This window comes from Phormidesmis priestleyi ULC007 (assembly GCF_001895925.1).
Taxonomy (GTDB): Bacteria; Cyanobacteriota; Cyanobacteriia; order Leptolyngbyales; family Leptolyngbyaceae; genus Phormidesmis_A; species Phormidesmis_A priestleyi_A.
The window spans coordinates 1-7,239 of sequence record NZ_MPPI01000075.1 but is presented as its reverse complement, the minus strand read 5'-3'; the positions used below and the strand labels follow the sequence as shown (position 1 = coordinate 7,239).

Annotated in this window: 9 protein-coding genes; 2 read left to right on the top strand and 7 right to left on the bottom strand. The window is 49.8% G+C overall.

Annotated features, from left to right (window positions below):
- Positions 1–518: 518 nt before the first annotated feature.
- The 6 genes from BRW63_RS26455 to BRW63_RS26430 form a co-directional block, all read right to left on the bottom strand.
- Positions 519–1,124: a Uma2 family endonuclease gene (locus tag BRW63_RS26455; protein WP_073075306.1), complete on the bottom strand. Its 606-nt coding sequence runs from the start codon at positions 1,122–1,124 to the stop codon at positions 519–521.
- Between the two features lie 14 nt (positions 1,125–1,138).
- Complete coding sequence (locus BRW63_RS26450; RefSeq protein WP_073075305.1) at positions 1,139–1,453, bottom strand: fertility inhibition FinO-like protein; 315 nt, start codon at positions 1,451–1,453, stop codon at positions 1,139–1,141.
- A gap of 12 nt (positions 1,454–1,465) precedes the next feature.
- On the bottom strand, positions 1,466–1,789 hold the full coding sequence (locus BRW63_RS26445) for a hypothetical protein (RefSeq protein ID WP_073075304.1): 324 nt from the start codon (positions 1,787–1,789) through the stop codon (positions 1,466–1,468).
- A 59-nt stretch (positions 1,790–1,848) separates the two neighbouring features.
- Entirely contained in the window at positions 1,849–2,394 is a 546-nt protein-coding gene (locus BRW63_RS26440) for a Uma2 family endonuclease (RefSeq protein WP_073075303.1), read from the bottom strand.
- 15 nt (positions 2,395–2,409) lie between these two features.
- The gene (locus BRW63_RS26435; protein ID WP_073075302.1) at positions 2,410–2,601 is read right to left on the bottom strand and encodes a ribbon-helix-helix domain-containing protein; all 192 of its coding nucleotides are present in this window, start codon (positions 2,599–2,601) and stop codon (positions 2,410–2,412) included.
- A 488-nt stretch (positions 2,602–3,089) separates the two neighbouring features.
- A complete protein-coding gene (locus tag BRW63_RS26430; protein ID WP_073075301.1) occupies positions 3,090–3,497 on the bottom strand; it encodes a hypothetical protein in 408 nt (135 codons plus the stop codon).
- A 408-nt stretch (positions 3,498–3,905) separates the two neighbouring features.
- On the opposite strand from BRW63_RS26430, the gene BRW63_RS27955 reads away from it, so the two are divergent.
- Complete coding sequence (locus BRW63_RS27955; protein ID WP_143162130.1) at positions 3,906–4,151, top strand: hypothetical protein; 246 nt, start codon at positions 3,906–3,908, stop codon at positions 4,149–4,151.
- A 598-nt stretch (positions 4,152–4,749) separates the two neighbouring features.
- Positions 4,750–6,801 carry a carboxypeptidase-like regulatory domain-containing protein gene (locus BRW63_RS26415; protein WP_073075298.1) on the top strand — a complete coding sequence of 684 codons (2,052 nt, stop codon included), beginning with the start codon at positions 4,750–4,752 and terminating at the stop codon, positions 6,799–6,801.
- Between the two features lie 27 nt (positions 6,802–6,828).
- Here BRW63_RS26415 and BRW63_RS26410 read toward each other — a convergent pair whose 3' ends face one another.
- Positions 6,829–7,113 carry a recombinase family protein gene (locus BRW63_RS26410; RefSeq protein ID WP_083583269.1) on the bottom strand — a complete coding sequence of 95 codons (285 nt, stop codon included), beginning with the start codon at positions 7,111–7,113 and terminating at the stop codon, positions 6,829–6,831.
- Between the last annotated feature and the right edge of the window lie 126 nt (positions 7,114–7,239).

The window sequence follows — 7,239 nt, the reverse complement described above, 5'->3', positions numbered from 1 at the left end:
CTCAGGTTACTGGAGTATGCTTTATTCATGGCTCTCTCGGTGCTGTACTTTACGTATTTACAGCTTATAACCGGAGAGCTTTTTTACTCACTGACTGACTTCTCAAACCGCCTCTAAGAAGGGGACAGCCCTTTAACCTGCGAATGAACGATCTACAACTGTAGTAATCAGTAGAAGTTATCAATTTGCTGCTGAAATACTCTTAAGGCAAAATCTGGTTCCATTGCTACTGAGACCCCATGGTGACCTCTGGCTTTACAAGGGTGGAAACTGAGTGTGTTATGGAATGTCCCTCACCGATTTGACCTGGGTTTAAGTGTACCAGGACATTTTCTCTGATCCGCGAGCGATCCATGACAAATTCTTCTGGAGATGTAATCAGACCCGAGGACGTGCCAAGCGTTCAGCGAGGCTGATCGTCGTCAGCCAGCCGCACACCGAAAGAACCTTCTGATGCCTGAAGAGCGATGTGCGGGTCTGTGATTTTTTCGAGTCGTTGCGTCACGGTAATTCCCTTCCTATTGCCCTGCCCTCAAAATCTGTTCAACCGTCAGCTCCAAGTCGGGGAATGCGGGAGAGATGAGTCGATCAGTTCCTCGAAACTCTCTCGACTGATAAGCCCCATCTTTGAGACTCAGCACTGTCACTACTGCTCTATCGGGATTTGGGTCAATGATCCAATATTCAGGGATGCCCCGCGCTGCATATTGAGCGCGTTTGCGGGTGTAGTCGCGCTGGTAGTTGTCGGTGTTCTCTTTACCTGGTGAGACGACTTTAGCAATCAGTTGCGGGGGCGGCATGTCTAACTTGATCGTCAGTTGCGATTGAGTCAGTCTTAGATGCTCCTCTCTCAAAACGACTAAATCAGGGAAGCGATTAGCCGCATCTCCACTCTGAAGAACTGGGACTTGAATTTGACAGGCGTAGAGCTTGATTAGCCGTCGTATCACGATTTGAGCGTTTGCTAACAGCCAAAACAATTCCTGAGCGATCGCGTTGTTGGGTTCAGATTCAGGAGGCAATTCAATTAACTCCCCATCAACCAATTCATACCGCCGATCGCTGCCGTCGTCATAGTCGAGATATTCCTCAAAGTTTCTAAATCGTGGTTTTGCTTGCGTCATGGCTTAAATCCCTCCTACCCTGCTGCGGGTTCTTTCGGCTTCTTCTCGAATACCTGGATGTTGGCTTCTGCTAGTACAAAACCTTTCCCTGTCGGTTGACCCATCTTGCCAGCGAACGCCTTTGGCGCAGCGAAGCTGTTCGCAGCGACCCACATCGGAAAGTTCGTCTGAGCATCCTCTAGCTTCTTAAACATCTTGGGTTTGAGGGTAACAGAGACGATTTGCCCATCGCAATCAATCTCAAAAGTCTTGAGGTTGTTTTCAGTTTTTACATCTGACGGGAACTCGCTAATTTTGATGGTGAGTTCAAGTTTTCCGTTCACTGGCATCGGTTATCTCTCCTATCGTTCAGCCAACGCATAAGACATGATTTCACGGATCGCCTCCATGTGCTCTTTTAAGCTTCTCAGAACACCCTCTAATGTCTCGTCATCAATCCAACTCTGAATTCCTGTCGAGTCGGTTAGATAAAGCTCTGCGCTAAAGGTGCCATCGGCATAAGCAGAAACAGTAATGCTCGGATCAAAGTGGCACGATGCTTCAGGTAGAAACGAAGCACAGACACTCATTGACCAACCAGATACAGCGACCGTTACTGGTAGATCATCGAAGCCTCGCCACTCTAAATTAGGAAAGTATTTAAGCACTAGATTGCGGTCGATCATGCCTTTTTCCTTGCATCAATACTGTCGGGCGTTAGTTTCGGTTAATTACTGAGAAAGGTCTAGATTAACCTCAGCACATCAATTTGAACATCTGGGAAGGACAGAGGGCTAACCATGCCGTTAGTTAGCATCACCTGCGATCGATACTCTCCATTCGCTGGGTCACGAAAAACAATGAGTTCCCTCGTCCTCAAATTGATCACCCAGTATTCAGCGATGTTGGCTTCTGCGTAGACCTTGCTCTTAATCTTCAAATCCTTGTCGAGACTGGTGTTTGAGTATTCAATCAGCCAGTAGATGTTTTCTGGGTAGGGATGATGCGATCGATAAATTGCAATATCAGGATCAACGATCGCTAAGTCTGGCTCTGGCTCTGAGTTGTTGGGCAGGGTGATCGGATGCCCTTCTCGAACTTTGGCGCGATTCCCAAGACGATCGCGTAAATAATCACCAGCATCACTGCTCAATGATGCGTGGGGCACACCTTCAGGCGACATCTCGATCAAATCTCCATTCAATAACTCGACAGGCTGATCATCAAACACGCCAGCTTCTACTGCCTGGTGATAGCGGTCAATTGTCCATTTGTACGTTGCGACTGTCATTGGTGATTGCCCTCCCTATTTGCCCTTGCTCTCAGTTGCAGGGGATTTTTGGTTTGTCTTAAATTCCCCTTTCGCCTTTGCCTCACGTATCCCTAACTCAATTAAGTACGCAGCGAGATTGGCAGTTGGTCTGCCTTGATAATCAGCCCAACCTTCTAGATCTTCCTGCACAGTGTCAGGCAGTGTGACGTAAACCTTTTTACTCACGTCTCTTCCATTTATGAATTAGTTGCCTCCATACTACCTTTCACCTTCTTTGACCTAACAAAGTCTGCTTAAAAGATGTTAATAACCAGTTGCAAGGTGTGAAAAAGATGATAGCATGAGTTCTCATAAAGGATCTAAGGAATTCGTAACGGCGTTCCCGTAGCTTTTGGACCAAAAACAACTTTAAGCCTGAAAGATGCTCTGTGGTTGACTTGTGATGAGTGCTCTCTCGGTTCTATCAAAATTAGAAACCGAGCGGTTAATAACTTTTTCCAATCTCTCGGTCAGGTTTGTTCCTCTGCACCGGTAGCAGAGATCCCTCAAGGCAGGAGATTTAGCTACCCTAGAGAACGAGCGAATCGAGGTTTCAGCCTTTTGTAGGGTGATGTAACAGCCCAAACCTAAGCCGGTTGTGTAGTATGGGCAAAAATCTACTTAAGCCAAACTTATAGATTATCTGGTTCAAATTCCTTAGCGATGGTTTTAGCCTAAAAGCTACGGGAACGCCTAATCTCACTCACCATTTTGTAAGCAGTGCCGATGTCGAGGATCTGAGTGGGTTTTGCAGTTTCACCCGATCGGCTCCACAGCATCAGAGCGTCTGTCGATTCAACATAGCGATCGGTGAAGTCCTGAAACAACGCCCGCGCTGCTGCTAACTCACCCATGAGATTCATAGGATCGGGGTCATTCTCAAATTCTGCAACGAGCGATCGCAGTTGCTCAGTCTTTAAGCGAGAGTATCGACCATGCTTAATCGATCCCAAATTCGGAGTGCCTTTGTTTCCCGCGCCGTGCATCCGACAAACGTTGTAGCCAGTCACAGCAGGATTGCAGCAGCGCTGCTGAGAGTGCTTTGCTCTTGCCGTGCATTTTGTAGCGTCTTTGAGTGCCATTTTGGTGTGAGAAGTTAGAAATTCACATTTGCATGAGGGTTCCCGATCGGGCTTTGCTTGAAGTACGCACCGTTAGTCTTTGATAATCACTGTTTAGAAAGACTATCGCAACGCTGCGTACCAGGGCAAAAAGTGCGTACTTCTCTGCTCAGTCGTCTTGAGTTGGCTCGATCGGGAAATACAGCTTTTTCATCCCACTAGACCCGCGATACTCCCATCGGATACCAGTCATTGCAGCAAAGTAATCAGCGACATCTGAGAAGCCAGCAACCCTACAATCCCTCGTCAAATTACCTGACTTCAACCCATAGAAATGACATAGATCCGTTTGGTTCAGTCCCTCGTTAGCATCTGGAGGCAACACCCCATAGTTTTTAGGTGCAATCCTGATTGAGTGCTTAGGGTGCGATGGCAGTGCTTCACCTTCAGCCTGTCTATTCACAACGGTGGAACGTGCCAACGCTGGGCTATGGGCTGCAAGGTGCCCATCCTCATGCGAGTTTTTTTGAGAGGTTTCGAGTTTGGCGGTTAGTTCTGCTAACTGTTGCTGCATTTGGGCAATTTGGCGATCGCGCTGCTCAATCTCAAGTTTTAGGCGCTCATCAATTTCTCGATGGTCGCCTTCTGCTTTTTTTCGAGTGTCTCGATCCGTGAGAGCAGTTCTAATATTTTCGATCTGCCCACGATCGCATCACTGGGTAAATCTGTGATGTTCAGTGCATAACGAAGCGAATCGATCACGATTCGGCTTTTGTCTTCACCTGCCTCTGATGCCCGTTGCTCAATTAACTCCATCAAATCATCGGGGCATCGGAAGTTAAATAGTTTAGCCACGGCGTAAGACTCCGCAAATTACACGATATAAGCCTATTGTGTTGCATACCTTCTATTTTGTAATGCGTCAAGTCTTACAGCAATAAATGCTTATTCATATCCTGCGTTGATGTCTAAGCTTTATACAGCAGCTAATCTAAGCGCTTTGACCTTACATATTAGACAAATATTACCCCCAGGGGTACTGTTGATCCGGTATTTACGGAGCATGCTGTAGAAGTAAGTAAAAACTCAGTGTGCAGAATAGCGTGCTTAGACCTTGGAGGATGTTTGTAAACCGGATCGACAGGGCTGAACGCCTGATCTTTGCCTTAAAACTCAACGGTTAAACGGTTGAGTCTCTATACATACCGTGCAGTCCCGGATGCTGCTCAACCATCCTCCTGAGCAATTTTAATCACCTTCAGGAAACAATCGTATGTCGTCCAATACTATTACCTTAGTTGGAACACTGGCCACAATCAGACCAGAAGACACAGAACGCCTCAATGTGTATATTGTGTGCGGCCATCAGATTCTCGCTCGAACCAATGTTGACGCCAATGGGAATGTCCGCTTTAATCTCTCACAAGAAGCAATTGCTGCCAAAATCGCCTATGGATTAGAACTGGTAATCGGGCCAGCCGGTCTGGACACACAACTTGACCAAGTGCCGCAACTCCAACGCTTTCCCTTGGACCTCAAACAGCGGGTCGAAGGGAGTACTGAGATCCGTCTCCCCCTAGAGCGGGTTCAGATCAACGAAAAAATCCTCACTCTTTGGTGGCGATGGTGTCGGAAATATTGTGTTAGCGGCTCTGTAATTGGGCCTCGGGGCTGCCCCGTGCCAGGAGCCCAAGTGACGGTGTATAGCGTGACGCATACAGGCGGGGGTGGGTTGATTCAAACGCCTGTAGCCACCGTCCCTACTGATGCAACTGGACATTTCACCGCTTGCTTTAACTGGTGTACATCACGGTTTTGCTGGCCCTGTCGGCCCTTTTGGTGGCTGTGCTGGCCTTGGTGGTGGGAAAGAGATATTCTCTATGTCCTAGACGCGATCGAACGGAAAGTCGCCCGACCGCAATTGAATGCACAATTTTCGATGCCGATCGATGCCGATCGCTTACCCTTGAGTCGGCCCGAAGGGCGGAGTTTGATCCGAGGTCAGGGCTTTATCACCGCCGAGACGCTGCAGTCAGAATTTGGGCCAGATGCGGTCCGGACGGCGCTGATTCGCCGGAAGCTGTCCAATCCTGACATTCGGGCACTGTTCCCTTGGCGCTGGTGGTGTTGTGATGACCCCAACCTGATTTTTAAGGTGACTCAGGGCGGCACTGTAATTGTGAACGAAGATCCGGCGATCGATACCCGTTGGTGCCTAGAGGATGATAGTACGGTAACCCTGGTGGGCAACGACCAGACGGTTAGTACCTGTCCGAATGATCCCAAGCCCGTGAAGGGGTTTGTGTGGACTCGGGTGGGCGATACCACCGTCGATACCATCCACGCTGGCTATGCTGACGGCAGTGCGGGCAGTGATTCGAGCGATCTGGCTTTTGCCGGAACCTTGGACATCTATGGTGAGTTTGCCCCCGCATCGGGGGTGGCCTACTATCAGGTGAATGCGGGGCAATGGGGCGGTAACCCAGCCCGTGGTGGTACTGCGCCTTTTTCGAGTGCACCGATCGCCGCCGACCTCTATAACACAGTGGTGATCCTGCATACGGATCTAACCGTCACCTATGCCACCGTTAAAATGGGGCCGTTCAACAATGCCGGATTAACCAATCTGTACGCCACCCAGGAGCAGCGACCCAGTGTGCCTGCGGGGTTATTGCCACCGTTCCCGACGGTAAATCCGGGGGATGCGGTACTTTGGGGCTTTAATGGACGTAAAGTGGACGCAAACGCATCGGCGCTCGTCGGGGCGGGCAGTGTGGGCGGGGTCGATTTGACGATCACGGGCTATAACAGTAGCTTTGCGCCAGTCGTCTTGCCCAGCAACCCAGCCGATAAATTGACGTTAATGGTTGATAACAGCGGGCTAACCGCCGCCCAGATTGTTGACCTGAAGGCATTCCGGGCTGACAATACGCCGGTGGTTTCGATCGGCACGACAGGCGCTTGTCCGGCCTACAATATTGGCCCTGGCGGTTATGTCAAACTCACGGTGATGGTAGCCGATGCCAACGGTCATCTGTTTGAATACGAAGTGACGCCTGATTTTGGCAGTGGTTCGACTGGCACCACAACGCCCGGTCTGCGGGGATATCGGCAGCCAGGTCCGTTCCCGCCTGGGCCTTATCAGGCTCCTAACCCGGCGCTGAAATCCTTCGGCGGCGGCACAGAGGACATTACGTTCTTCCCCACGGTCGATTGCTGTTACGATTTCCGCCTCTTAGCGGGCAAACGGGTGACGAATGGGACTTTCTTCCCCACCCTCTACACGGCTGACTTCCAGACCGCCACGCTTAAAGTGACGGTTTAGCGGGGCTGTTTGAAGTGACGGTTTGATTTACCCCCATCCCCCTCTCGCCCAGCAATGGTTGAGGGGGGGATGTTTTAGCATCCATACCCCAAACAAGTGAAAGATCAGCTTGCCGCTACTGGTCGTCGTATCAATGTTTTCCTGAAGCGATCGCAACCCAATCTGGCGGGTCTCCAACGCTTCGACCAGGGCAATCAGGTCTTTAAGCGATCTTCCTAAGCGATCAAGTCGCCAGACCACGATCGTGTTTCCTTTCCGAGCAAACTCAAAGGCTTCTTTTAGTCCAGGGCGATCGGCGTTTGCCCCGCTCATCTTGTCTGAGAAGCAGGGTGGTTTCAAGGTCTAGAGAGAAAAATGAGGATGGACTGCAATCATCACAAAAGTAGCAGTCCATGTCCCTCATAGACCAATTAAAAACGATTCCCGACCCGCGAAGCA

Coding starts and splice junctions, on each gene's coding strand:
- BRW63_RS26415 (WP_073075298.1), top strand. CDS start 4,750: ATGTCGTCCAATACTATTACCTTAGTTGGAACACTGGCCACAATCAGA.
- BRW63_RS26430 (WP_073075301.1), bottom strand. CDS start 3,497: ATGGCACTCAAAGACGCTACAAAATGCACGGCAAGAGCAAAGCACTCT.
- BRW63_RS26410 (WP_083583269.1), bottom strand. CDS start 7,113: ATGAGCGGGGCAAACGCCGATCGCCCTGGACTAAAAGAAGCCTTTGAG.
- BRW63_RS27955 (WP_143162130.1), top strand. CDS start 3,906: ATGGCAGTGCTTCACCTTCAGCCTGTCTATTCACAACGGTGGAACGTG.
- BRW63_RS26450 (WP_073075305.1), bottom strand. CDS start 1,453: ATGCCAGTGAACGGAAAACTTGAACTCACCATCAAAATTAGCGAGTTC.
- BRW63_RS26440 (WP_073075303.1), bottom strand. CDS start 2,394: ATGACAGTCGCAACGTACAAATGGACAATTGACCGCTATCACCAGGCA.
- BRW63_RS26445 (WP_073075304.1), bottom strand. CDS start 1,789: ATGATCGACCGCAATCTAGTGCTTAAATACTTTCCTAATTTAGAGTGG.
- BRW63_RS26455 (WP_073075306.1), bottom strand. CDS start 1,124: ATGACGCAAGCAAAACCACGATTTAGAAACTTTGAGGAATATCTCGAC.